19 protein-coding genes and 1 tRNA gene are annotated in these 22,448 nt (G+C 69.9%); 13 read left to right on the top strand and 7 right to left on the bottom strand.

Going from position 1 to position 22,448, the window contains the following annotated elements; all coding sequences use genetic code 11:
* Positions 1-38: 38 nt before the first annotated feature.
* Together HMPREF1529_RS10215 and HMPREF1529_RS10210 are read left to right on the top strand one after the other, a co-directional pair.
* A complete protein-coding gene (locus tag HMPREF1529_RS10215; RefSeq protein WP_232212110.1) occupies positions 39-278 on the top strand; it encodes a hypothetical protein in 240 nt (79 codons plus the stop codon).
* Positions 279-299: 21 nt separating this feature from the next.
* On the top strand, positions 300-1,589 hold the full coding sequence (locus tag HMPREF1529_RS10210; RefSeq protein WP_016464746.1) for a maltokinase N-terminal cap-like domain-containing protein: 1,290 nt from the start codon (positions 300-302) through the stop codon (positions 1,587-1,589).
* 96 nt (positions 1,590-1,685) lie between these two features.
* Here the strand turns inward: HMPREF1529_RS10210 and HMPREF1529_RS10205 are convergent, their stop codons facing one another.
* Complete coding sequence (locus tag HMPREF1529_RS10205; RefSeq protein WP_016464745.1) at positions 1,686-3,272, bottom strand: trypsin-like peptidase domain-containing protein; 1,587 nt, start codon at positions 3,270-3,272, stop codon at positions 1,686-1,688.
* A 100-nt stretch (positions 3,273-3,372) separates the two neighbouring features.
* Between HMPREF1529_RS10205 and HMPREF1529_RS10200 the strand changes: the two genes are divergently transcribed.
* On the top strand, positions 3,373-4,590 hold the full coding sequence (locus HMPREF1529_RS10200) for an aminotransferase class I/II-fold pyridoxal phosphate-dependent enzyme (protein ID WP_016464744.1): 1,218 nt from the start codon (positions 3,373-3,375) through the stop codon (positions 4,588-4,590).
* Here the strand turns inward: HMPREF1529_RS10200 and HMPREF1529_RS10195 are convergent.
* Positions 4,571-5,374 (bottom strand): carbon-nitrogen hydrolase family protein, encoded by an 804-nt coding sequence (locus tag HMPREF1529_RS10195; RefSeq protein ID WP_005053604.1) that lies wholly within the window; start codon positions 5,372-5,374, stop codon positions 4,571-4,573. The two genes, HMPREF1529_RS10200 and HMPREF1529_RS10195, sit on opposite strands and share 20 nt — an antisense overlap.
* Before the next feature lie 131 nt (positions 5,375-5,505).
* On the opposite strand from HMPREF1529_RS10195, the gene HMPREF1529_RS10190 reads away from it, so the two are divergent.
* Positions 5,506-5,582, top strand: a tRNA-Met gene (locus tag HMPREF1529_RS10190).
* An 81-nt stretch (positions 5,583-5,663) separates the two neighbouring features.
* Here HMPREF1529_RS10190 and HMPREF1529_RS10185 read toward each other — a convergent pair.
* Entirely contained in the window at positions 5,664-6,140 is a 477-nt protein-coding gene (locus HMPREF1529_RS10185) for a MarR family winged helix-turn-helix transcriptional regulator (RefSeq protein WP_332248120.1), read from the bottom strand.
* 64 nt (positions 6,141-6,204) lie between these two features.
* Here HMPREF1529_RS10185 and idi point away from each other — a divergent pair, with 64 nt between their 5' ends.
* The 7 genes from idi to HMPREF1529_RS10150 are packed head-to-tail and all read left to right on the top strand — an operon-like array spanning position 6,205 to position 11,831.
* Positions 6,205-6,753 (top strand): isopentenyl-diphosphate Delta-isomerase, encoded by a 549-nt coding sequence (gene idi / locus HMPREF1529_RS10180; RefSeq protein WP_005053608.1) that lies wholly within the window; start codon positions 6,205-6,207, stop codon positions 6,751-6,753.
* On the top strand, positions 6,750-7,817 hold the full coding sequence (locus HMPREF1529_RS10175; RefSeq protein WP_005053610.1) for a polyprenyl synthetase family protein: 1,068 nt from the start codon (positions 6,750-6,752) through the stop codon (positions 7,815-7,817). Before idi ends, HMPREF1529_RS10175 begins: the two co-directional genes overlap by 4 nt.
* Complete coding sequence (locus HMPREF1529_RS10170; protein ID WP_005053613.1) at positions 7,814-8,668, top strand: phytoene/squalene synthase family protein; 855 nt, start codon at positions 7,814-7,816, stop codon at positions 8,666-8,668. Before HMPREF1529_RS10175 ends, HMPREF1529_RS10170 begins: the two co-directional genes overlap by 4 nt.
* Positions 8,665-10,260 carry a phytoene desaturase family protein gene (crtI, locus tag HMPREF1529_RS10165; RefSeq protein ID WP_016464743.1) on the top strand — a complete coding sequence of 532 codons (1,596 nt, stop codon included), beginning with the start codon at positions 8,665-8,667 and terminating at the stop codon, positions 10,258-10,260. The genes HMPREF1529_RS10170 and crtI overlap by 4 nt, the downstream gene beginning before the upstream one ends.
* A 1-nt stretch (position 10,261) precedes the next feature.
* Positions 10,262-10,621, top strand: coding sequence for a lycopene cyclase domain-containing protein (locus HMPREF1529_RS10160; RefSeq protein WP_016464742.1), 360 nt, complete (start codon positions 10,262-10,264; stop codon positions 10,619-10,621).
* Positions 10,618-10,962, top strand: coding sequence for a lycopene cyclase domain-containing protein (locus HMPREF1529_RS10155; protein WP_005053620.1), 345 nt, complete (start codon positions 10,618-10,620; stop codon positions 10,960-10,962). The genes HMPREF1529_RS10160 and HMPREF1529_RS10155 overlap by 4 nt, the downstream gene beginning before the upstream one ends.
* Entirely contained in the window at positions 10,959-11,831 is an 873-nt protein-coding gene (locus HMPREF1529_RS10150; RefSeq protein WP_016464741.1) for a prenyltransferase, read from the top strand. The genes HMPREF1529_RS10155 and HMPREF1529_RS10150 overlap by 4 nt, the downstream gene beginning before the upstream one ends.
* Before the next feature lie 84 nt (positions 11,832-11,915).
* Here HMPREF1529_RS10150 and HMPREF1529_RS10145 read toward each other — a convergent pair whose 3' ends face one another.
* Both HMPREF1529_RS10145 and HMPREF1529_RS10140 read right to left on the bottom strand, forming a co-directional pair.
* Positions 11,916-14,828: a UPF0182 family membrane protein gene (locus HMPREF1529_RS10145; RefSeq protein ID WP_005053625.1), complete on the bottom strand. Its 2,913-nt coding sequence runs from the start codon at positions 14,826-14,828 to the stop codon at positions 11,916-11,918.
* A gap of 63 nt (positions 14,829-14,891) precedes the next feature.
* A complete protein-coding gene (locus tag HMPREF1529_RS10140) occupies positions 14,892-16,010 on the bottom strand; it encodes a YlbL family protein (RefSeq protein ID WP_005053626.1) in 1,119 nt (372 codons plus the stop codon).
* 135 nt (positions 16,011-16,145) lie between these two features.
* On the opposite strand from HMPREF1529_RS10140, the gene HMPREF1529_RS10135 reads away from it, so the two are divergent.
* Positions 16,146-17,555, top strand: coding sequence for a zinc-dependent metalloprotease (locus HMPREF1529_RS10135; RefSeq protein WP_016464740.1), 1,410 nt, complete (start codon positions 16,146-16,148; stop codon positions 17,553-17,555).
* A gap of 830 nt (positions 17,556-18,385) precedes the next feature.
* On the opposite strand, the gene HMPREF1529_RS10130 is transcribed toward HMPREF1529_RS10135, so the two are convergent.
* Positions 18,386-20,101, bottom strand: a complete 1,716-nt coding sequence (locus tag HMPREF1529_RS10130) for an ATP-dependent helicase (RefSeq protein ID WP_005053632.1) — start codon at positions 20,099-20,101, stop codon at positions 18,386-18,388.
* Positions 20,098-21,030: an NAD(+) diphosphatase gene (gene nudC, locus HMPREF1529_RS10125; RefSeq protein ID WP_016464738.1), complete on the bottom strand. Its 933-nt coding sequence runs from the start codon at positions 21,028-21,030 to the stop codon at positions 20,098-20,100. Before nudC ends, HMPREF1529_RS10130 begins: the two co-directional genes overlap by 4 nt.
* Before the next feature lie 65 nt (positions 21,031-21,095).
* On the opposite strand from nudC, the gene HMPREF1529_RS10120 reads away from it, so the two are divergent.
* Entirely contained in the window at positions 21,096-22,427 is a 1,332-nt protein-coding gene (locus tag HMPREF1529_RS10120) for a hypothetical protein (protein WP_016464737.1), read from the top strand.
* The last annotated feature ends 21 nt before the right edge of the window (positions 22,428-22,448 follow it).

Raw genomic sequence — 22,448 nt, 5'->3', positions numbered from 1 at the left:
CGGGAGCGCGTCAGTGGCGCGTCGCGCACAATGGGCCCATGGGTATCTTCCAGAGCCGGCCCGAGGATCCGTCGCAGTGGGGCGGGCTTCCCGCAGACCCCCCGGACCAGCCACAGCCCGCGGAGGTGCTGCCGCCGCCGGTCGACGATCTCGGCGTGTTCGGCGCGGCGGGCGTCGCGATCTCGGTTCCGGTGGAGACTTTCCTTCCTCACGCGGCGCCGTCCGCGGACGCCGACCGCGACGGGGATGACGAATCCGGCGACCTCGACAGCCCGTGACCGGCTGACTAGCCTCGACGCATGCAGACGACGCTGGGGCACCTGGCTACGTGGATGCCGCAGCAGCGGTGGTACTCGCCCACCGGCCGCTCCCCCCGCCTGCGTCTTCTCGACCAGCGCGAGCTGACGAGCCGCGACGCGGATGTCTCCGTGCGCGTCGTGATCGTCGCCGACGGTGACGACGAGAATGCCGTCGTCTATCAGGTCCCTCTCGTGACACGTCCCGCCGAGGTCATCGGGCCGTGGACGATCGCGCTCCAGGACGGTCGCGCGTTGATCGACGGACCCCATGATCACGCGTTCGCTTCTGCGCTGCTCGCCGAACTCGGGCGCAGCGATCTGGATGGCCCCTCTCAGGTGCTGGTCGGCGAGCAGTCGAACACCTCGATCATCTTCCGTCCGCATCAGGCCGCCCCCACGATCTGCAAGGTGTTCCGGCGACTGCATCCGGGCATCAACCCGGACATCGAACTGCAGTCCGCCCTCGCCGCTGCGGGCAGTCGCCACGTTCCGCCCGTCGTCGGCCATCTCGACGGGCGCTGGATGATGCCGCAGGGCGGCGACGTGCAGCAAGGCTCGCTCGCGTTCGCGCAGGAGTTCCTGCCCGACGTCGACGACGCATGGCGGGTGGCGTTGGCTGCGGCGGCGGTCAACACCGACTTCACATCCGAAGCCGCCTCCCTCGGCCAGGTCACCGCCGCCGTCCATCGCGATCTCGCCCGCCTGTTCCCCACCCCGTCTGCCGACGACGCCGCCCGCCACGCGATCAGCACAGCGTGGCGGCGACGACTCTCCATCGCGATGGTCGAAGTTCCCGCCCTCGCCGCGCACGAGGCGGCCATCTCCCGCATCTACGCTGCCGCCGAGGCCTCCGCGTGGCCACCCTTGCAGCGTGTGCATGGCGACTACCACCTCGGCCAGGTGCTGCACTCGCCCACACGGGGCTGGATGCTGCTCGACTTCGAGGGCGAACCGATGCGGCCGATCGCCGAACGACGAGCGCCGGATCTCGCCCTTCGCGACATCGCCGGGATGCTGCGGTCATTCGACTACGTCGCGGGCTCACTGCGTCTGCAGCGTGCCCCCCAGCAGCACGACGCTGCCGTCGACGAGGATGCCGAGGCCTGGGCCCGCACGGCGCGCGCGGCCTTCCTCGCCGGCTATGCCGACACCGGCGGCGCGCCCGCGGTGACTCTGCTCAACGCACTCGAACTCGACAAAGCGGTCTACGAGGCCATCTACGAGGCGCGGCACCGACCCGCATGGCTCGCGATCCCGCTGTCGGCGATCGAGCGTCTGCTCGCACACTGACTCCGCCGCCCTCGCACCCGACGACGAAGGCCACCGTGCGAAGAACTCGCACGGTGGCCTTCGGTGTCGCCCGGTGTCTACGGGCGGTGAGCGTCGCTACTGCTGAAGCTGGCCCAGCGTGACCTCGGCGGAGGCGGTCTTTCCGCCACGGTCGTAGACGATGGTCGCCTTCGACCCGGCGGCGAGCGCGCGGACCTGAGCCGTGAGGTCGGTGGCGTTGGTGATCGGAACGCCGTTGAAGGACGTCACGACGTCGCCCTTGCGCAGGCCCGCGGCGGCAGCGGCACCGCCCGAGGTCACCTCCGCGATGTACGCTCCGGCGGTCGTCGCGCCCTCCTGCGTGGCGGCATCACGCACCCCCGCGCCGAGCAGACCATGAGTGGCGGTGCCGTTCTTGATCAGGTCGTCGGTGATGCGCTTGACGATGTCGGACTCGATCGAGAAGCCGACACCGATCGAGCCGGACTGGCCGCTCGAGCTCGAGCCGCCGGCCGAGGCGATGGCGACGTTGATGCCGATCAGTTTGCCGTTGCCGTCCACGAGAGCGCCGCCGGAGTTGCCGGGGTTGATCGCGGCATCCGTCTGGATCACCGCGATCGAAATGGAGCTCTGCGGAGTGGCCTGCTGCCGCCCCTGACCGAAGTCGAACTGGAACGGCGAACCGTTGCCGTCGCCCTGCTGCGGGGTCTGGTCCTGCGTGTCGCCCTTCGGCGCCGCCGACGAGGCGATCTGGATGGATCGGTTGAGCGCGCTGACGATGCCGGTGGTCACCGTGTTCGACAGCCCCAGTGGCGCACCGACGGCGACCGTCGCGTCGCCGACGTTGAGCTTGGACGAATCGCCGAACTCGATCGGCGTCAGTCCCGATGCGTCCGTGAGCTTGATCACCGCGAGATCGTAGGTCGGATCGGTGCCGACGATGGTCGCCGCGTACACCTTGCCGTCGGATGCGGTGACCGACAACTTGGCATCGCCGGACTGACCGTCGAGGGTGACGACGTGCGTGTTCGTCACCACGTACCCGTCGGAGGTGAGCACGACGCCGGATCCGGTGCCGCCCGAGGAACCGGCCGTCGCCGAGATCGTGACCACGCTCGGGACGACCTTCGCGGCGATCGCCGTCGTCTGGTTGACCGACGCCGTGTTGTTCACCGTGACCGTGGACGGGGCTCCGTTGACCACCGTCTGCGACTGCGGCAGGAACGACGCCCCCGCCGCCGCGCCGCCGATGCCGGCCGCACCGCCGACGAGCGCCGCGGCGACCATGATGCCGACGATCTTTCCGGCGCCGAGCTTTGCGGACGGCGCGTGTTCGGGCCTCGTGGTCGCAGCCGGGTACGCGGCGGTGGGCTGCGCGCCGAAGGCGGAGGTGCCGAATGCCGCGCCGGAGTAGGACGGGGCCGGGTACGCGGTGTGGGGAGCCTGAGGGCTCGTCGCGTGAGCGGACGGCGCGGTCGGGGCCGTGTAGGGCGCCTGCGCGGCGTAACCGGCGTTGTGCTCCGGCGCGCCGACGGGCGCGGGAGGCGCCGTCGGGGCTGCTTCCGGTGAGCTCTGGGCCGCGTGCGTGGCCGACTGCTCGGGCAGCGGCGGACGCTCCGGCACGGTCTCGCCCTGCTGTGCGGCGTCGATGCCCTGCACGGCGTCATCCTGCGGTTCGCTGTTGGTGGGGGTGTTCTCGCTCATGTGTGCTTCCTTCTTCCCAAGACCTGACCAGGATGTCGCGCGATTCTGTGTGTTGCTTATGCCGGCACCTCGCCCAGCCTATGCATGTAGCCTGAGCGCGATGCGAGAGATTCCCGGCGCGTGGCGCCGTACGGCACAGGGGGCGGGATTGCTGTCGGCAGAAGGTGCCGCTGCGCCGACGATCTTCGCGGAGATGAGTGCTCTGGCCGCACAATCGGGGGCGATCAACCTCGGCCAGGGCTTTCCCGATGAGGACGGACCCGCCGCGGTGATCGATGCCGCCCGTGCAGCCATCGCGGACGGGCGCAACCAGTACGCGCCCGGTCGCGGTGTCCCGGCGCTGCTGCGGGCTATCGCGGCGCATCAGGAGCGCTTCTACGGGGTGAGTCTTGATCCCGACCGCGAGGTCGTGACGACCGCCGGAGCGACCGAGGCCCTGGCCGCGACACTCCTCGCCCTGATCGACTCGCCCGACGACGAGGTCGTCGTTTTCGAGCCCTACTACGACGCGTACGCCGCCGCCGTGGCGCTGGCCGGCGCGCGACTGGTCACCGTGCCACTGCACTGGCCCGACTTCCAGCCCGACCTCGACGATCTGGCGGCCGCCGTGACCGACCGCACACGGATCATCCTGGTGAACGATCCGCATAATCCGACCGGCGCCGTCTTCTCCGCCGATGTCCGGGCGGAGATCGTCCGACTCGCCGAGCGCCACGACGCTCTCATCGTGACGGACGAGGTGTACGAGCACCTCGTCTTCGACGGCGCCCATGTTCCGATCGCGACGTATCAGGCCGCCGCCGAACGCACCCTGTCGATCTCCTCCGCGGGCAAGACGTTCTCCACGACGGGATGGAAGATCGGGTGGATCACCGGTCCCGCCGATCTCATCGATGCCGTCCTGGCGGTCAAGCAGTTCCTCACCTACGTGTGTGCAACCCCGTTCCAGGACGCCATCGCCGTCGGGCTCGGGCTTCCCGACGCGGTGTTCGCCGGCATTGCGGCCACGCTGCGGGCAAAACGCGACCGACTCGCCGAAGGGCTGAACGCCGCCGGGTTCACGGTGTCGACGCCAGCCGGTTCGTACTTCACGGTGGCGGATGCCGCGGCGCTGATGGAACCGGGAATCGACGCGGCCCAGTTCTGCCGCGAGCTGCCGGCACGCGCGGGTGTCGTGGCCATTCCGCTCACGGCCTTCGTCGCTCCTGAACGCCGCCGCGACTACGCGACGCTGGTGCGCTTCGCCGCGTGCAAGCGGATGGAGGTCATCGCCGAGGCAAGCCGCCGTCTCGCGCTGATCAGCGCGGCGCGACGGTGAACCGGCGCAACTGCAGAGCCGGGTTGACGCGCCGGACACGGTCGATGGTGCCGGCATCCGCAAAACCGACGGCGACATCCGTCGCCGTTCCGATCCCGGCGATCTCGACGCCCTGAGGGTCCACGACCACCGATGCGCCCACGCCCAGCGGCGGCGGGTGATCGGCGCCGGCGACATACAGGGTGTTCTCAATGGCGCGCGCGTGCAGAAGCGTCCGCCAGTGCTGCTCCTTCAGCGGTCCCCTGACCCATTCCGCAGCCACCAGGATCACGTGGGCGCCCGCGTCGGCGAGCACGCGCCCCACCTCCGGAAAGCGCAGGTCGTAGCAGGTCATGAGCGCCATCGTCAGACCGCCCACGTCGAAGGTCTCGGGAGCGCTGACCGGTGCCGGTTCGACCCAATCGGACTCTCGCTGTCCGAATGCGTCGTAGAGGTGAAGCTTGCGCGAGACGGCCCGCACTCCCGCAGCGTCCACGGCAACCACCGTGTTTCGCACGCGGTCGGCCGCGCCGCGTTCGACGAGGCCTGCGACCACCACGACACCGCGATGTGCCGCGATCTCCGTCAGCCCTGCGACGAATGCTCCGTCCAGGTCCTCCGCGTTGGCAGCGAGCGTCGCATCGAACGGATCGACGAAGTAGCTCGCGTACTCGGGGAAGAGCACCACCGCGGCGCCACGAGCGGCGGCCACGCCGCTCAGCTCGTCGATGACGCGGAGGTTGTCGGCTTTGTCCGCCGTGGGCGCGAACTGGGCGACGGCGACACCCACGGCATCCGTTCTCATCGGTGGTGTCCTCTCGAAGGGCGGGCGGGCGTTCGTCCCATCCTCCCCGACCACCGCGTCGGGAGCAACGACCGGCCGTGCCCGCCCGTGTACTCCGGCACGCGAAACCCGTGTTAGGCTATTCCTTGTGCCGCGGGGTGGAGCAGCTCGGTAGCTCGCTGGGCTCATAACCCAGAGGTCGCAGGTTCAAATCCTGTCCCCGCAACCAATCGATCGGATGTGTCATCCGGTCAACGAAGAAGGCGTCCCGATCGGGACGCCTTCTTCGTTTCTGAGCCCGACGCGAGACTCAGTCGACCATCGCGTCGTCCATGTCGTCGAGGAAGCGCGCGACGACACGCAGCTCGTCGTCGGTGTAGGCGTTCATCACATCGCGCATCTTCACCATGCGCGCGCCCAGGTGATGAAAGAAGTCACTGCGGGCGCGGTCGGTGAGCACGACGATGCGAGCGCGTCGGTCGGCGGGGTGAGGCCGGCGCTCGATATGCCCGCGCTCGGCGAGGCGATCGAGAAGCTTCGTCGTCGAGGCCGTCGAGATCGCGAGGTGTCTCGCGATCTCATGGGGCGACACCCACTCACCCCGCTGCTCTCGCACGATCAGCATGCGCAGCGCCGCCAGATCGGATCCGTTCATGTCCATGTCGCTGCGCAGCACGCCGTGCATGCGGTCCATAGAATCGCTGAAGGAGCGCACGGCGACGAGCGCGTCGCGCACGAGCTGGTCGCGGTCGGTCGTCGGAATCCATCGGTCTGTCACGCTGGACACCCCCCTCACTCGAAAGGTAGTATCCCTTAAAATAGCTAGCTAAACTAGCAATAAGGAGAAGCTCGTGTCCTCGACAGAATACGTGGTCCTGCTCGACGACAACGGGGATGAGATCGGCACGGCGCCCAAGGCGAGCGTCCACGGCACCGATACCGCACTTCACCTCGCGTTCTCCTGCCACGTCTACAACTCGCGCGGCGAGACGCTGGTCACACGCCGGGCACTCGACAAGAAGACGTGGCCCGGAGTGTGGAGCAACTCCTTCTGTGGACACCCGCGACCGGCAGAACCGGTGATCGACGCGGTGCACCGCCGCGCAGAGCAGGAGCTCGGTGTCGCCCTGCGCGACGTGCAGATCGCCCTGCCGCTCTTCCGCTACCGCGCGGTCGATGCGAGCGGCATCGTCGAGCACGAGATCTGCCCGGTCTACACCGCGCTCGTCGACGACGAACCGCGCCTGAACCCGCTCGAGGTCGCCGAGGCCCGTTGGGTCGATCCGTCCGATCTCGCCGTCTCGCTGCGGGCAACCCCCTGGGCTTTCAGCCCGTGGCTGGTGCTCCAGGCCGAGCAGCTCGGCGTCTTCGAAGAAGCCAGCGTGCGGAGAGCGTCGTGATCACGCTCCTCGATGACGACGCGCGGCAGAGTATCGACGCCGCCATCGGCGGCGCGCTCAAGCGCCTCGAACGCCGGGCCGCGCCCCTCGGCGACGGCGCGCGGGCGCTGGCAGCCGCGACATCCGCGGCCGCCGCGGACGGCAAACGCCTGCGGCCGGCGCTCGTCGTCGCGGCGTACCGCGCGTTCGGCGGGTCGCCCGACGCCGCCGATGCGGCCGTCTGGGACGTCGCCGCCGCCCTCGAACTTCTGCACACCGCCTTCGTCGTGCACGACGACCTCATCGATCGCGATCTGGAGCGGCGCGGCATCCCGAACGTCGCGGGTCGCTTCCGCACTCGCGCGCAAGCCTTCGGAGCGTCGGGCGACCAGGCGGCGACCGTCGGCGACGCCGCGGCCGTGCTCGCCGGCGATCTCCTGCTGTTCGAGGCGAGCCGACTGGTCGCGTGTGCCTCCGTGGATGCTCCGACACGCGTCGCCCTGCTTCAGATCATCGACGACGCGATCCTCGTCTCGGCATCCGGCGAGCTCGCCGACGTCGAGCACGCTGCCCGCGCGGACTATCCCGAAACCGACGCGCTGCTCGGCGCCGCGCACGACAAGACGGCCGCCTACTCGTTCGAAGCACCGCTGCTGGCCGGAGCGGTGATGGCCGGTGCGACCGATGCCGCCCGCGCGCAGCTCTCGCTCGCCGCGGCCGACCTCGGGCTCGCCTTCCAACTGGTCGACGACCTCATCGGGACGTTCGGCTCACGTCGTCAGGCCGGCCGCGACCCGGGGGCCGACCTTCGCGAAGCCAAGCGCACTCCTCTCATCGCGCTCGCGCGCGACACCGCCGCCTGGCCGCGGGTCAGCTCGGCTCTCGCCGTCGCGCATACGGGTCCGATCGCCGTGCGGCGCGCACAGCGCGAACTCGAGGCCAGCGGCGCACGCGACGACCTGGTCGCCCTCATTCACGACCGCCTCAGCCGAGCGCGCTCGCGGGCCGCATCGCCGTCGCTGCCGCCTGCCGCCGTCGCGCTGCTGGCCGAAGTCGCGAACACGATCGAGGGGCGCATCCCGTGAGCGGTGGATCCCTGTACGACCGGTGCGCGCAGGACGCGGCCGCGACCGTGATCACGGCCTACTCGACGTCGTTCGCGCTGGCATGCCGCCTGCTCGGCCCGCGCGTGCGCACGCATGTGCGCAGCGTCTACGCACTCGTACGGGTCGCGGACGAGGTCGTCGACGGCGCGGCCGAGGCGACCGGCCTGCCGGCACCCACCCAGCGGCTGCTGCTGGACGAGCTCGAAGCCGAGACGCTGGCGGCGGTCGCGCGCGGCTTCAGCACCAACCTCATCGTTCACGCGTTCGCGCTGGCGGCGCGCGAATGCGGGATCGGCCATGATCTCATCCGCCCCTTCTTCGCCTCCATGCGCACCGACCTCACGCGCACGCAGCATGACGACGCCTCGCACGACGCCTACGTGTACGGGTCGGCGGAGGTGGTCGGTCTGATGTGCCTGCAGATCTTCGTCAACGCCGGTCGCAGCACGCCGCTGAGCCCCGACCCGACGCTGGTCGAGGGCGCCCGCCGCCTCGGCGCCGCCTTCCAGGACGTCAACTTCCTCCGCGACCGCGCGGACGACGAGAACCGACTGGGCCGTGACTACCTCGGCCTCCAGGACGGACACCGGGACCGGATCGCCGTCCTCGACCGCATCGACGCCGACCTGGATGCCGCGGCCCGGGCGATCGCCGACCTGCCCGTCGACTGCCGGCGCGCGGTGACGACCGCACACGGGCTGTTCGCCGAGCTGGCCCGCCGCCTGCGCGACGACGACGAGACCGTGCGCGTCTCGGTGCCCACTCCCGTCAAAGCAACCATCGCGGCTCGCGCCCTCGCCGGCCGCCCCCCGAAACGGAGCACCCCATGAGCCGCACGGCCCTGGTCATCGGCGGAGGCATCTCCGGGCTCGCGACCGCCGCCCTGCTCGCGCGCGACGGCTGGAGGGTCGACCTCCACGAGGCCGCGGACGAGGTGGGCGGGCGCGCGGGCTCGTGGGAGAGCGATGGCTTCCGCTTCGACACCGGACCGAGCTGGTATCTCATGCCGGAGGTCTTCGATCACTTCTTCCGCCTGTGCGGCACGACGGCGGCCCAGCAGCTCGATCTCATCCCAATGACCCCCGCCTATCGTGTCTACCCCGAGCCCGACGGCGACGCATCCAGCACCCCGATCGATGTCGTGTCGGGACGCGCTCAGGCGCGGGAGCTCTTCGAGAGCCGGGAGCCCGGGGCCGGAGCCCGCCTCGACGAGTACCTCGACTCGGCGCACGATGCGTACGAGCTTGCCGTGTCGCGATTCCTGTACGACACCTACGCCTCCACCAAGGGTCTGCGATCCCCGGCCGTCGCCGGCCAGCTCCCCCGCCTCGCCCCCCTGCTCACCCGCTCGCTCCACGATCACGTCGCACGCCGCTTCTCCGATCCCGTCCTTCGCCAGATCCTGGGCTATCCGGCCGTCTTCCTCGGGTCGTCACCCTTCGACGCACCGAGCCTGTATCACCTCATGAGCCACCTCGATTTGGACGAAGGGGTCCTCTACCCACAGGGCGGCTTCACGGAGGTCATCGCGGCCGTCGCCCGTGTCGCCGAGGCCCAGGGCGCCACGCTGCACACGTCGTCGCCGGTGGCGGAGATCCTCACTCAGGACGCGCGCGCGATCGGCATCCGCCTGGCCGACGGAACGGTGCACGAGGCCGACATCGTCGTCTCCTCGGCGGACCTGCACGCGACCGAGACGACGATGCTGCCCGCGTCGTTGCAGACCTACCCGCAACGGTGGTGGCGACGGCGCAATCCGGGCCCGGGCGCCCTCCTGCTGCTGCTCGGCGTCGAGGGCGAACTGCCGGAGCTGGCTCACCACACGCTGCTGTTCGCCCGCGACTGGCAGAAGAACTTCGGCGACGTGTTCGGGCGTGACACGCGGATCCCCGACCCCGCCTCGCTCTACGTGTGCCGCCCGTCGGCCACCGACCCGACGGTGGCACCGGTCGGCAGCGAGAACCTGTTCGTGCTCGTTCCGATGCCCGCCGACCCGTCGCTCGGGCGCGGTGGGATCGGTGGAACAGGAGCGCCCCTGATCGAGGAAGCCGCGGATCGCGTCATCGCCCAGATCGCCGCATGGACCGGCATCCCGGACCTCGCGGCCCGCATCCGCGTGCGACGCACGATCGCGCCGGCCGACTTCGAAGCCGATCTGGGGGCGTGGCGTGGCGGTGCTCTGGGGCTCGCGCACACTCTTGCTCAGAGCGCCGTCTTCCGACCTCGCAACGCATCGCGAAAGGTCGGCGGACTGTTCTACGCCGGCACGTCGGTGCTGCCGGGCATCGGCCTTCCGATGTGCCTGATCTCCGCCGAACTGGTCGTCAAACGGCTTCGCGGCGACGACGGCGCGGCCCGCCTGCCAGAACCGAGCGGTGTCGGGGCAGGACGGGGCGTCGGCCCCGGCCGAGACGACGCCTGAGATGCCCGGCGCCTATCTGCTCATCCTCCTGGTGTCGCTGGGAGGGATCATCGTGCTGGATGCGCGCTTGCGACTCGTGCTGTGGTCGGCGCCCAGGCACGTCGGTCCGACGAGGGGGCGCGCGATCGCCGCGGTCCTCGTCGGGACCGTGTTCTTTCTCGCCTGGGATGCCGTCGGCATCGCCACCGGTGTGTTCGTCAAGGGCGACAGCCCCTATCTTCTGGGGATCGACCTGGCCCCGCACCTTCCGATCGAAGAGCCGGTCTTCCTCGCCTTCCTGTGCTATCTGGCGCTGGTCGTCCACGCTGCCGTGATCCGGGTGCTGACCGCACGGGGCGGGCGGGTGCGGAAGGCGCTATGACGTACGCCCTGATCGTCGCGCCGTTCGCCGTCCTCGGGCTGCTCGCGTTCGCCGCGACGGCTCGCCGTCCCGGCCTGCGCAGGCGGCTGGCGGCAAGCGTCGTGACGGCCGTGATCCTCGTCGCACTCACCGTGATCTTCGACAACGCGATGATCGCGGCGGGCCTGTTCACCTACCCCGACGCGCTCATCAGCGGCATCCGTGTGGGCCTGGCACCCATCGAGGACCTGTCCTACCCGATCGTGGCCGCCTTCGCCGTCCCGGCCATCGCTGAGCTTCTCCGCCCGCGTCGACGCGTCCCTCCCGCCCCGACCGACACCGAGACGGAGCCCGCACGATGACCGCGACCGCCACCGCACGCCAGCTCCTGCTCTCTTCCCGACCGGTCAGCTGGGTCAACACGGCCTACCCCTTTGCGGCGGCCATGCTCCTCACGACCGGCAGGGTCGACGCGCCCCTGATCATCGGAACCCTCTTCTTCCTGATCCCCTACAACCTGGCGATGTACGGGATCAACGATGTCTTCGACTACGAGTCCGACCTCCGCAATCCGCGCAAGGGCGGCGCTCACGGCGCCGTGCTGGAGCGCCGTCTGCACCGCACCACGCTGTGGGCAGCCGCACTGTCGTGCCTCCCGTTCGTGGTGTACCTCGTTGCCGTCGGTACGCCTGTCTCCTGGCTGGTGCTGGCGGTGAGCCTCTTCTTCGTCGTCTTCTACTCGGCGCCTCCCCTCCGCTTGAAGGAGCGTCCCCTCGCCGACTCCGTGACCAGCAGCATCCACTTCTTCTCCCCCGCGGTCTACGCTCTCGTGCTGGCAGGCGCGACGTGGACGTGGCAGCTGGGGGCGGTGATCGGCGCCTTCGCCCTCTGGGGGATCGCCTCGCACGCATTCGGGGCCGTGCAGGACGTCGTGGCGGATCGCCAGGCCGGCATCTCATCGATCGCCACGGTCTTCGGCGCCCGCGCCACCGTCCGTCTCGCGATCGCCGGCTACGCCGCCGCCGGCGTCATGATGCTCGGCGCCGCATGGCCGGGCCCGCTGGCAGCGGTGCTCGCGCTGCCCTACATCGTCACCGTGTGGCCGTACCGCAACGTTGCCGATGAGGATGCCGAGCGCGCCACACGCGGGTGGGATCGCTTCCTCTGGCTCAATCAGTTCACGGGCTTCGCGGTCACGCTGCTGCTGATCTGGTACGCGCTCGGCCGCTGACGACCCCGGCGCGCGCATCCTCACGCGACCACGCAGAAGGGCCGGAGGCATCACGCCCCCGGCCCTTCGCTCCTGCGTGCGAACTCAGCCCTGACCCTCCAGCTGGATCAGCTTCTGCAGCGCCGCCGTCAGCCGTGCGTCCGCTTCGCCGTACTTCGTCCAGTCGCCCTGCGTCAGGGCGCTCTGCCGATCCAGCATCGCCTGCTGCGCGTCCTTGAGCGCCGCCTGGAACTCGACGCTGGTCCCGGTGCCGCCGCCGGTCGCACCCGAGCCGGACCCCGAGCCGGCGGTCGCAGAGGGGCTCGGCGTCGCCGACGGGGTGACGTCGCCGTCCCCGGCGCTCGCGCCCGAGTCGCCACCGAACAGCTTGTCGAGCGCATCTTGGAGCGTGCTCTCGAAGGCGACCTGGTTACCGAAGGCCACGAGCACCTTCTGCAGCGTCGGAAGCTTCGTCGAGCCGGACGACTGCACGAACACCGGCTGGACGTAGAGCAGTCCCCCACCGACCGGCAACGTCAGCAGGTTGCCGTTGATGACATCCGACTGTCCCTGTTTCAGGATGTTGATGAACGCGGACACGCTCGGATCGGCGTCGAACGTGTTCTGCACCTGTCCGGGTCCGGGCACCGGCGTCTCAGCGTTGATCTCCAGCATGCGCAGCTTGCCGTAGTTCGGACTCTTGACGCCCGCCGTGGCCCCGGCATCCGAGTCCACCGACAGGTACCCCATGAGCACGTTGCGGGTGTCGTCACCGCCCGGGATGAACGTCGTGAACATGGAGTAGCTCGCGGCATCCTGTCCCGGCATCTTCATCGTCAGGTAGTACGGCGGCTGCAGCACCGGGTTCTTCTGCGTCGGATCGTTGGGGGTCTTCCAAGCGTTGTCACGCTGGTAGAACGACCCCGCATCGTCCACGTGGTAGGTGCCGAGCATGGCGCGCTGCACCTTGAACAGATCGGTCGGGTAGCGCACGTGGCTCATGAGGTCGGCGCTCATGTCCGACAGCGGCTTCACCGTCGACGGGTAGATCTTCTGCCACGCCTTCAGCAGCGGATCGGTGTCATCCCACGCGTACAGGGTCACCTTGCCGTCATACGCGTCGACGGTGGCCTTGACGGAGTTGCGAATGTAGTTGACGTCGTCGAGGGCCACGCGCGGCGTCGTGTTCGTCGTGTCGCTGATCGCGTCGCGCAGGCTCACGATCGACGAGTACGGGTAGTTCGCGCTCAGCGTGTAACCGTCGACGATCCAGACGATGCGTCCGTCGACGACCGACGGGTACGGGTCGTTGTCGAGCTCGAGGTACGGCGCGACCTTGTTGACGCGGTCGATCGGATCGCGGTCGTAGAGGATCTGCGAGTCCGCGTTGATGCCGTCAGAAAGCAGGATGTCGGTCGACTGGAACTTCAGCGAGTAGATCAGACGGTTGAAGGGGTTGCCGACGTTCGGCCCTCCGTTTCCTTCGAAGGTCGTCTTCGTCTGCGCCGCATCGCCCGTGCCGCGCGGGTAGTCCAGCTCGATGTCGGGGGTGCCCTCCGGGGCGCCCACGATCGAGTACGGTGGCGAGTTCTCGCCGAAGTAGATGCGCGGCTCGTACTTCTCGCTCGTGGTGAGCGCGCCGGTGGTCGGGATGCCGCGCTCGATGAAGACGGGATTGCCGTCGGCCGTGCGCTCATTGCCCTTGGCCGCCACCATCCCGTAGCCGTGCGTGTAGACCAGGGTCGAGTTGTACCACGACGCGGCCTGACCGAGCTGGGCCATGTTCAGCTCACGCACCGACACGACCGTGTCCTGGGACTTGCCGTCGATCTGATAGCGGTCGACATCGAGCGGGTTGGTGAACTGGTAGTACGCGCGGTACTGCTCGATCTGACGCACCGTGGGCGAGATGATCGCGGGGTCCATGATGCGGATCGACGCCGTCGTCTGGGCATCGGAGCGGAGCTGGCCGGGTGCGACGTTCGTGACCGCCTGGAAGTCGTTCTTGGTGAGGCCGTCGATGCCGTAGGCCTTCTTCGTGGCGTCGATGTTGCGCTGGTAGTACGGGCTCTCCAGCGTCTCCTGATTCGGACGCACCTGCAGGTTGGTCACGACCCACGGGTACGCCACGCCGACGACCAGGGCAGAGACGACGAGCAGGCCCACACCGATCAGCGGGAACCGCCACCGCCCGATGATCGCGGTCACGAAGAAGAGGACGGCGACGATCGCGGCCGCGATGGCGATGATCGTCAGGCCGGGGATCACCGCATGGTCATCGACGTAGCTCGCGCCGGTGATGCGATCGCTCTGCTGAGTCAGTGTCTTGTAGCGGTCGAGCCAAATGCTCACACCCTGCACCAGCAGGTAGAGGCCCGCGAGCACCGCAAGCTGGATGCGCGCGGCCTTGGAGATGCGCAGCTCACGCTGCCCGACGCGCACCGATCCGTACAGATAGGCGACGAGTGCCGAGAGCAGCAGCGAGACGAGCAGCACGGCCGACGCGAACCCGAGCACGGAACTGAAGAACGGCAGCGAGAACAGGTAGAAGCCCGTGTCCATCTGGAACTGCGGATCGAGATCGCCGGTGTCGACGCGGTTGAACCACAGCCAGGCCGTTTGCCACTGCGCCGAGGCGGCGAAGCCCGCAAAGAAGCCGAAGAAGACCGGGATGCCCCACATCGCCAGGCGACGCAGCGGCTCCACGACCTCCTGGTAGTGATCGAGCTGAGAGGTCAGACGCGCGTAGACCGGGCGCAGACGGTAGGCGAGCTGGATCGCGATGAAGACGGGCACGGCCATCGCCAGGAAGCCGACGACGAACATGATCACGCGCGCCGTCCACTGCGTCCACAGGACGCTCGAGAACCCGAGCTGGTCGTACCAGAGCCAATCGGCGTAGAGGCTCGCGAAGACGAAGAAGCCCACCACGACGACCGCGATGACCGCGAGCGTGATGGCAATCGCGCGACGGACGGGGTTCGGCGTGGCCTGATTCGGCGCTGAGGTCGTGGTCACACCACCATCCTAGGTGGGGTGATTCTGGCGGGACGCCGACCAACCTTCCAGGATGCCGTGAGCTCAGCGGCAGGTCGGCAGCGCGTCCAGGTCGCCCTTGTCGCGGATCGTCGACAGCACCTGCAGCGAGTCCTTGAGCGTGGCGACCGAGAACACGCGAAGACCGGACGGCACGTGACCGACCACTTCGTCGCAGTTGTCTCTGGGGGCGAGGAAGTACGTCGCTCCGGCGCCGACCGCGCCGTACATCTTCTGGCGGATGCCACCGATCGGCCCGACGGTGCCGGCGGCGTCGATCGTCCCGGTGCCGGCGACCTGTGCGCCGCCGTTGAGGTTCCCATCGCTGAGCGTGTCGATGATCCCCAGGGCGAACATCATGCCGGCGCTGGGCCCGCCGACGTTGTTGAGCTGGAGGGTGACGTCGATCGGGAAGTCGTAGTCGTGCATCGTCGAGATGCCGACGAGCCACGTGCTCTTGCCGTCGACGGTCGCCTGCTTGGGGGTCACCTCGACGTTCTCGCTCGCGCCGGAGCGCTCGATCGCGAGTCGCACGGGAGCGCCCGCACCGGCGTTGATGATGGTGCGCAGTTGATCGGTCTCGGTGATCGCCTGACCGTTCGCGCTGCGGATGACGTCACCCTTCTGCAGGATGCCTTGCGCTGCGGAGTCGTCGGTGAGTGCGTAAACCTCCACCATCGGCTTGACGTCGTAGCCGAGCTGCGTGAGAGCGGCAGCCGTCGCCTCCTTCTGCGAGTCGACCATCATCACCGCGCTCTCCTGGTTGCGCTGCTGCGTCGTCTGCCCCTGCGGGAAGACGTCGTCCAGCGGCAGCACCGCCTTCGCGGGGTCGAACCAGGCGAGGGCGAGCTCGAACCACGACGGGGTGCGTTCGCGATTGCCGACGACCTGCACCGTCAGCAGGTCCAGTGCACCGGAGGTGGGGAAGGTCGGCGCGCCTTTCACGGTGATCAGCGGCACATCGGCGCCCGAGGAGTCCGGGGCCGACCCCAGCGTGTTGAAGACGGGGCCCGGACGCTGAATGACGTAGGTGCTCGGCAGCAGTGTGAGCGTCAGCAACGCCACGAGGGCGACAGCGAGAGCCCAGACTCCGACGCGCAGGGGGCGGGACACCGGACGGCGGCGAGCGGGCACGACGGTCGTGCCCTCGTCGAACAGTGCCACAGCAGATCCTCCCGGCCGATCGTTCGCGATCGGCGTACACGGGACATCCTCCGTGGCGGGCCGAGGCGGCCGTGCGGGGAAGTCCAGCCATTAGCGTAGAACGCGACGGTATCCGCCTGCTGAAAGGCGCCTGATATGGCTGATGAGACTCCCGACCGCCCCGAAGACGACTTCCAAGAACTGCTGCGGAACCTGCTCGGTGGTGGAGGCGCAGGCCTTGACCCCGAACAGCTCGAGAACCTCTCGCGCATGGGCGTGGATCCCGCCATGCTGCAGCAGATGATGGCGCAGATGCAGCACGCCTTCGCCACCGGCAGCGATGACGGCATCGACTGGAGCGCGGCGAAGACGCAGGCTCTGCACCTGGCGAACAAGGACGGGCTCGGTATCACGACGGGCGCTCGCCACGACTTCGATCAGGCCTTCGCCCTCGCAACCCTCTGGCTGAGCGAGGCCACGACGATCTCGGACCTTGCGGCCCCGGCGCAGGCCATGACCCGCGGACAGTGGGTCGAGACGACGCTTCCGGTCTGGCAGGAGCTCGCCGAGCCCGTCGCCGACTCGATCGCGGGGGCGCTGACGGCCGCGATCGACGAGCAGACCCCGGAGGAGATGCGACAGCTCGTCGCCGGAGCGGGCACGTTCATGCGACGCGTGGGCGGTTCGCTGTTCGCCGCTCAGCTCGGCGGCGTCATCGGACGCCTGTCGCAGGAGGTGGTGTCCGGCGGCGATGTCGGCATTCCCGTCATGCCCGACGGCGTCGCGGCGATCCTGCCGCAGAACTTCACCGACTTCGCCCGTGACCTGGACGTGACCGACGACCAGCTCGCGCTGTATCTCGGAACCCGTGAACTCGCGCACGCTCGCCTCTTCCGCCACGCCCGATGGCTGCGGCTGCACGTGATCACCCAGGTGACCGAGTTCGCCCGCGGCATCCACGTCGACACCACCGCCCTCGAAGACCTCGCGTCGCGCTTCGACCCGTCCTCACCGGAGGAGCTGCGCTCCGCCCTCGAGTCCGGGGCGCTGCTTCCTCAACGCACGCCCGCGCAGGATGCTGCGCTTGTTCGGCTCGAGAACCTCCTGGCGACCATCGAAGGCTGGGTGGATGTCGTGACCGCCGACGCGACCTCGCGCCTTCCCGCCGCGGCGAAGATCGCCGAGGCCGTGCGTCGCCGGCGAGCCGTGGGCGGTCCCGCCGAGCAGGCGATGGCCTCCCTCGTCGGGTTGGAGCTGCGCCCGCGACGACTGCGCGAAGCGGCGGCGATGTGGCGCGCCGTGACGGATGCCGTGGGCATCGAGGCCCGCGACCGACTCTGGGACTACCCCGACCTCATGCCGGGGGCGAGTGACATCGACGACCCGCAGGCGCTCGTGGCGCGTCTGGTGGCCCACGAGCGCGGCGAGGACCCCGAACGGGACGCCCTCGACGAGGCGCTGGACGCACTGCTGGCCGAAGCGGCCGAGGAGGCGGAGCACGCCACCGGCGAACCCGGCGCGCAAGCCTCCGACGACGACGGTCCGGAGGATCCGCGCCCGGTGTGATCCGACGGGGCCTCCTCCCCCTCACCGGTCTGGACACCCGCACGTGTCGCGGCTGTGGAAAGTCGCGGCACGGGGGCCCGTCTCGCCTCAGAATCGGGACATGCTCCGCTTGGCCGCTTCGTCCCCGCCGCTGTGGCGCACGCCCTCGAGTCTCCAGCTCGGCACGGATCCGGCGATCCGCGTCGACGGCGTGCTCCCTTGGCAGGAGCGCCTCCTCGACGCCCTTGCCGACGGCGTGGCCGATGCGGGACTGGGACCTCTGGCACGCAGCTTCGGGGCCACGTCTGCGGAGGCCGCGGAGTTCACGGGACGAATCGAGCAGGCCCTGATCCGAGAACCACCGACCCCGCGTGCCGTGGGGGTGGAGGTGCCCGAGTCGCTGACGAGCGCCGAGCGTGAAGCGCTGCTGGCAGGGTGGGACGCCGCAGGCCTGGCGCGCGTCTCGATCAGCACCTGGGCCGCCGACGCGCCGCAGCGCGGGGTGCCGGTGATCGTCGTCGCCGACCGGCTCATGGACCCGCGCCGCGCCGCGCGGCTCATGCGCGCCGACGTCACCCACATCCCCATCGAGCTCGCCGGTGACCGCGTGCGCGTCGGACCCGTGGTCATCCCCGGTGCGACGGCGTGCACCGCGTGCGAGCACGCACGCCGCACCGCCGAGGACCCGCAGTGGCCGCTCATCGCCGCCCAGTTACTCGGTCGTGATCCGGTGCGCACGGATCCCGGTCTGCTGATCGAAGCCGGAGTCCTCACCGGCCGGCTCCTGCGCGACGCCCTGGACGCGCCCACGGAGCGCTCCGGGGAGGTGCATACGAGCATGTCGGTCGGGCTCAGCCTCTCCCACGTCCGGCGGACGTGGCATGCGCACCGGCCGCACGCACAGTGCCTGTGCCGATCTCCTGAAGGAAGCGGGAGCGCTGACGTGAGCGCGATCCCGACCGTTGCGACCAGCTCATCGAGAGGGTACGCGCAGCCCGCGTGACGCCGACGTACGCGAGTCGTCGTTCCTCGTCGATCTCGTCGAAACCGGTGGCGTAGGAGATCGGCAGGAGTCCTTCCGCGAGGCCGAGGAGATGGACGTGATCCCATTCCAGGCCTTTGGCCGCATGCAGCGTGGCGAGTGTCACGGTGCGCAGGGTGGGTTCATGCTGACCGCGTCCGCGCACCATCAGCTCGTCGGTGAATGCCCGCAAAGTGGTGCCCTCCGGCGCCTGCTCGGCCAGACGCAGGACGGCGGCGCGTGCCTCCCAGGCGTCACGCAGCGCTCCGCCGGCCGGAGGCGGATCATCGGTCAGGCCGACCGAGCGCAGCACGTCGCGCACCGCCGCGACCAGACCGTTCGGGGTGGGCGCGACGGAGGCGCCCCGCAGCAGCGAGACCGCCTGACGCACTTCGGGCAGATCGAAGAACCGCTTGCCGCCGAGAACGGTCGCGGCGATTCCGCGCGCGGCCAGGGCCGAGAGCACGGGCGCCGATTGCGCGTTGGCTCGATACAGCACGGCGATCTCGTTCGGCTCGATGCCCGACGCGAGCTGGGCGGCCACCGCCGTCGCCACACCTTCGGCCTCCGCCTGATCGTCGTCATAGGCGGTGACCGACGGGACGGGGCCGGCTGAACGATCCGAACGCAGCGCGAGGGCGCCCGGTCGGCCGCGCATGAGCGCGTTCGCGACCCCGAGAATCGCCGGGTCGGAGCGATAGTTGCGTTCGAGGCGCACCACGGTGGCCTCCTCGTAACGGTCCGGGAATCCGAGCAGGTAGCGCGGGTCGGCCCCGGCGAACGAGTAGATGGTCTGGCTCGCGTCGCCGACGACGCAGATATCGCGCCGATCCCCGAGCCAGAGCTCCAGCAGGCGGTGCTGCACGGGCGAGACGTCTTGGAACTCATCGACCGTCAGATGGCGATACTGCTCATGCACCGCGGCTGCGACCCGCGGCTCCGATTCCAGCATCCCGGCGCACGCCAGCAGCACGTCTTCGAAGTCCAGTTGACGCCGCTCGTCCTTGACCTTCTCGTAGCGCCGCTGCAGATCCGCCAGCACCTGCGCATCCAGCGTGTTGCCGAGGCCCTCGGGGTGCGCAGCGGCATCCTGATCGATCGTTCGCATCGCGACCTTCCGCCACTCGATGCGGCTGGCGACGTCGCGCAGGGTGGTGCCGTCCAGACGGAGGCCGAGGCTGTCGGCGGCCTGCCCGAGCACACGCACCTTGTTGTCGATGATCGACGGCGCCGTATCGCGGGCGAGCTGCGGCCAGAAGAAGTTCAGTTGCGCCAGCGCGGTCGCGTGAAACGTGCGCGCCGCGACCCCTTCGACACCGAGCGCCCGCAGACGCCCGCGCATCTCCCCCGCCGCCTTCGCCGTGAAGGTCACCGCCATCACCCGCGATGGAGAGTAGGCGCCGGTGTCGACCCCGTGGGCGATGCGGTGGGTGATCACGCGTGTCTTGCCGGTGCCGGCTCCCGCGAGCACGCAGACCGGTCCACGCAGCATCGCCGCCGCGACCCGCTGCTCGTCGTCGAGGCCCTCAAGCGCACGTCCGCTCACGCCGGGTCCCCCGCCCAGTCGGCGATCAGCCGGTGCGCGATGGACGTCGTGCCGGGAAGCAGGATGTCGCCGTCGCCGCGCAGCGCCGCACGGATCTCCTCGCGCGAGAACCACCGCACGTCGACGATCTCCTCGCCGTCGGCGCGGGCCGCGGAAATGTCCGCCGCCGTCGCATGGAAGCCGAGCATGAGTGACCGAGGGTAGGGCCAGGACTGAGACCCCCGGTACTGCAGCGCCTCGACGAGCACGCCGGCTTCCTCCTGCACCTCGCGGACGATCGCCGATTCCAGCGACTCCCCCGCCTCGACGAAGCCCGCGAACGTCGAGTAGAGATTGCGATCCGCCCACAGCGCGTTCTTGCCCAGCAGCAGCGACGAGCCGTCCGGAGAGATCACGGCGACGATGACGGCGGGGTCGGTGCGCGGAAAGTGCTCGCGCCCGCACACCGGACAGTGACGCGCCCACCCACCCGTGCGCTCCTCGGTGCGCGCACCGCAGCGGGAGCAGAAGGGCGCCTCGACCAGCCAACGCCCGAGGGCGACCGCCTCGACGAGCAGCCCGGCGTCCGTGGCCGACATCTCGCCGCCGATCGCGCGCAACGACCCCCACGCGTCGGCGGGATGCGCGGCCACGGGGATGTCCTCGTCGGCGCCGGACGCCGCGAGCAGCACTGCCGCTCCCTCGGCATCCCGCCCAAGGAACGCCCACGACACCCCCTCGCGGATGTGTCCGACGGGTACCGTCAGCAGAGCGCCGTCGCCGTCGAGCGGCGCGCGATCGCCGTGCACCGCGACAACCCGCGTCGGCGCCTCGCCCCGCAGACGCGCGAGCAGATCCGGTGCGCTGCGTTCGTCGGCGCAGCGGTCGATACCGCCGCGCGCAAGCGCGGGAGGACGCACGGGAACAGGCGGCTCAGCCGATGGCGACATCCGGGACCTTCCTCGACGGGCGTGGCGCACACGGGGACGGGGCGCGGCACACCTACCCTGGGGGCATGGCACGCTCACCTCTCACTCTAGCCGCGTCGGTCACGTCGGCCCTTCCCCGCGTCGCGGTGGTCGGTGTGGCGCCGCTGACCGAGGGCGTCTCCGGCCGCTACGACAGCGCCATCGCCACGCTCGACGACGGCCGGCGGGTCGTGGTGCGTGTGCCCGTCAACGACCAGGCGGAGCAGGATCTGCTGTCCGAGGCGCGTGCCCTGACGTCGCTGACCGCCGGCGTGCGGGGTGTGCTGCCGTTCGGCGCCCCCGATGTTCTGGGCCAGACGACGGTCGACGGTCGCAGCGCCCTCGTCCAGACGCTGCTGCCGGGCTATCGGGTCGATGCGGCCCACGTGCCCGCGGGGCGGGGCGTCGCCACCGCTCTGGCCGCCGCGATCGCGGCGGTCCACGATCTCCCGGTGACCGTGATCCGTGACGCGGGACTGCCCATGCGGACCTCCGCGCAGGTGCGCGACGACGCCGAGCGCCTCCTGGATCGGGCGGAAGCGACCGGGCTCCTGCCCTTCGGGCTGCTGCGACGCTGGAGCACCGCCATCGGATCCGATCCGCTGTGGCGCTTCGAGACGACCGTCGTTCTCGGCGGGGTCGACCCGGCATCCTTCGTCTTCGAGGACGACGCCGAGGGCACACCCGCCGTCACCGGTCTTCTGAGCTGGGGCGCACTCGGCGTCGGCGATCCGGCGATCGACGTGCGCTGGACGGCTTCGGCCCCAGCTGCTCAAGCCGACGTGCTCGACGAGTACGCGCACCGTTCGCACCGTGCTCCCGACGCCCTCCTCGCCGAGCGCGCCCGGCTGCATGCCGAGCTGGAGTTCGCGAAGTGGCTGGTGCACGGTCACGAAGCCGGGCAGCAGGACGTCGTGCGCGACGCCGTGGCACTGTTGGAGTCGCTCGACGCCAACGTTCGCGACGAACCGGTACGGGCGCGCGACGATGTCACGCTCGATCAGGCGCTTGCGGCGACCCAGCGTGTCCCTGCCGGTGCGGGCGAGGCCGCCGACACCTCGATGCAGACCGACAGCTTCGACCCGGAGACCCTCGCCACCTTCCTCGCCGATGAGAACGCGACGGGGATGGTCGAGACGAGCCGCCTGGACACCGTCGCGATCGAGATGTCGGAGTGGGCGCAGCCGGCGCATCCGTCGACGACGCGGGTTCCGGTGCACACCTCCGACATCCCTGTTCACGATGGCACCGCACCCGCGCCCGCGGCCGGTCAGGGCGAGGCAGCCACGCAGGACGCCCCCGGCGAGCCCTCGGCCGACGACATCGACCGCGACACTGCCGCGCGCAACGCTCTGCGCCGCTGGACCGGCACGGCCTGACACCCGGCGCGCGCCGCCGCG

It is taken from the genome of Microbacterium sp. oral taxon 186 str. F0373, assembly GCF_000411455.1.
GTDB lineage: Bacteria > Actinomycetota > Actinomycetes > Actinomycetales > Microbacteriaceae > Microbacterium.
Note: the sequence above shows the minus strand (reverse complement) of the source record. Positions and strands in the feature narration are given on the sequence as shown.

Coding starts and splice junctions, on each gene's coding strand:
- HMPREF1529_RS10215 (WP_232212110.1), top strand. CDS start 39: ATGGGTATCTTCCAGAGCCGGCCCGAGGATCCGTCGCAGTGGGGCGGG.
- HMPREF1529_RS10210 (WP_016464746.1), top strand. CDS start 300: ATGCAGACGACGCTGGGGCACCTGGCTACGTGGATGCCGCAGCAGCGG.
- HMPREF1529_RS10205 (WP_016464745.1), bottom strand. CDS start 3,272: ATGAGCGAGAACACCCCCACCAACAGCGAACCGCAGGATGACGCCGTG.
- HMPREF1529_RS10200 (WP_016464744.1), top strand. CDS start 3,373: ATGCGAGAGATTCCCGGCGCGTGGCGCCGTACGGCACAGGGGGCGGGA.
- HMPREF1529_RS10195 (WP_005053604.1), bottom strand. CDS start 5,374: ATGAGAACGGATGCCGTGGGTGTCGCCGTCGCCCAGTTCGCGCCCACG.
- crtI (WP_016464743.1), top strand. CDS start 8,665: ATGAGCCGCACGGCCCTGGTCATCGGCGGAGGCATCTCCGGGCTCGCG.
- HMPREF1529_RS10160 (WP_016464742.1), top strand. CDS start 10,262: ATGCCCGGCGCCTATCTGCTCATCCTCCTGGTGTCGCTGGGAGGGATC.
- HMPREF1529_RS10155 (WP_005053620.1), top strand. CDS start 10,618: ATGACGTACGCCCTGATCGTCGCGCCGTTCGCCGTCCTCGGGCTGCTC.
- HMPREF1529_RS10150 (WP_016464741.1), top strand. CDS start 10,959: ATGACCGCGACCGCCACCGCACGCCAGCTCCTGCTCTCTTCCCGACCG.
- HMPREF1529_RS10135 (WP_016464740.1), top strand. CDS start 16,146: ATGGCTGATGAGACTCCCGACCGCCCCGAAGACGACTTCCAAGAACTG.
- nudC (WP_016464738.1), bottom strand. CDS start 21,030: ATGTCGCCATCGGCTGAGCCGCCTGTTCCCGTGCGTCCTCCCGCGCTT.
- HMPREF1529_RS10120 (WP_016464737.1), top strand. CDS start 21,096: ATGGCACGCTCACCTCTCACTCTAGCCGCGTCGGTCACGTCGGCCCTT.